Origin of the sequence: Brevibacillus halotolerans (assembly GCF_026891775.1) — a bacterium.
Classification (GTDB): domain Bacteria; phylum Bacillota; class Bacilli; order Brevibacillales; family Brevibacillaceae; genus Brevibacillus_B; species Brevibacillus_B halotolerans.
This window is the reverse complement of sequence record NZ_JAPTNK010000040.1, coordinates 1-1,589: the sequence shown is the minus strand read 5'-3', so window position 1 is coordinate 1,589 and position 1,589 is coordinate 1. Positions and strand designations below refer to the sequence as shown.

Here is a 1,589-nt window from a genome sequence, read left to right as displayed (position 1 = left end):
TTGGTGTGCGGATTTGCCTACACACCACACTTACTGCTTAGACGGCCATCCAATAGGCCGCTCACCCTATCCTCCTGCGTCACGCCATTGCTCAAGCGGAACAGAGGTGGTACTGGAATATCAACCAGTTGTCCATCGCCTACGCCTTTCGGCCTCAGCTTAGGTCCCGACTAACCCTGGGAGGACGAGCCTTCCCCAGGAAACCTTAGGCTTTCGGTGGACAAGATTCTCACTTGTCTTTTCGCTACTTACACCGGCATTCTCACTTCCAAGCGCTCCACCGCTCCTCACGATACGGCTTCACTGCTGCTTGGAACGCTCCCCTACCCAGTCCATAAGGACTGCCATAGCTTCGGCGGTATGTTTAGCCCCGTTACATTTTCCGCGCAGAGTCACTCGACCAGTGAGCTATTACGCACTCTTTAAATGGTGGCTGCTTCTAAGCCAACATCCTGGTTGTCTGGGCAACTCCACATCGTTTCCCACTTAACATACACTTGGGGGCCTTAGCTGATGGTCTGGGCTGTTTCCCTTTTGACGATGGATCTTAGCACTCACCGTCTGACTCCCGGACATAAGTACTTGGCATTCGGAGTTTGACTGAATTCGGTAACCCGATGAGGGCCCCTAGTCCAATCAGTGCTCTACCTCCAAGACTCTTTATTCCGAGGCTAGCCCTAAAGCTATTTCGGGGAGAACCAGCTATCTCCGAGTTCGATTGGAATTTCACCGCTAGCCACACCTCATCCCCGCACTTTTCAACGTGCGTGGGTTCGGGCCTCCAGTAGGTGTTACCCTACCTTCACCCTGGACATGGCTAGATCACACGGTTTCGGGTCTACGACAACGTACTTTCGCCCTATTCAGACTCGCTTTCGCTACGGCTCCGTCTCTTCGACTTAACCTCGCACGCTATCGTAACTCGCCGGTTCATTCTACAAAAGGCACGCCGTCACACATAGAAAGTGCTCCGACTATTTGTAAGCACACGGTTTCAGGTACTATTTCACTCCCCTCCCGGGGTGCTTTTCACCTTTCCCTCACGGTACTGGTTCACTATCGGTCGTTAGGTAGTATTTAGCCTTAGCAGATGGTCCTGCCAGATTCACACGGGATTTCACGTGTCCCGCGCTACTCGGGGTTGGTCTCGGAGAGACAGATGTTTGGGTTACGCGACTATCACGCTCTTTGGTCAGTCTTCCCAAACTGTTCACCTACATCTGTCTTTTGTAACTCCTATATGAAACGCCCCACAACCCCGTAGGATAAATCCTACGGTTTAGGCTCTTCCGCGTTCGCTCGCCACTACTGACGGAATCACTATTGTTTTCTCTTCCTCCGGCTACTTAGATGTTTCAGTTCACCGGGTCTGCCCTCTCATCACCTATGTATTCAGTGAAGGATACCATCCCATTACAGATGGTGGGTTCCCCCATTCGGAAATCCCCGGATCAAAGTGTGCTTACCACTCCCCGAGGCTTATCGCAGTTCGCTGCGTCCTTCTTCGGCTCCTAACGCCAAGGCATCCACCGTGTGCCCTTATTAACTTAACCACAGTTAAAGGTTTGATCTTTCGATCTACACTAATG

The 1,589-nt window shown here is 51.9% G+C and carries 1 rRNA gene; it reads right to left on the bottom strand.

What is annotated here, in order from left to right:
* Positions 1 to 1,553, bottom strand: a 23S ribosomal RNA gene (locus O0550_RS23970); the annotation flags it as partial.
* Positions 1,554 to 1,589: the final 36 nt, after the last annotated feature.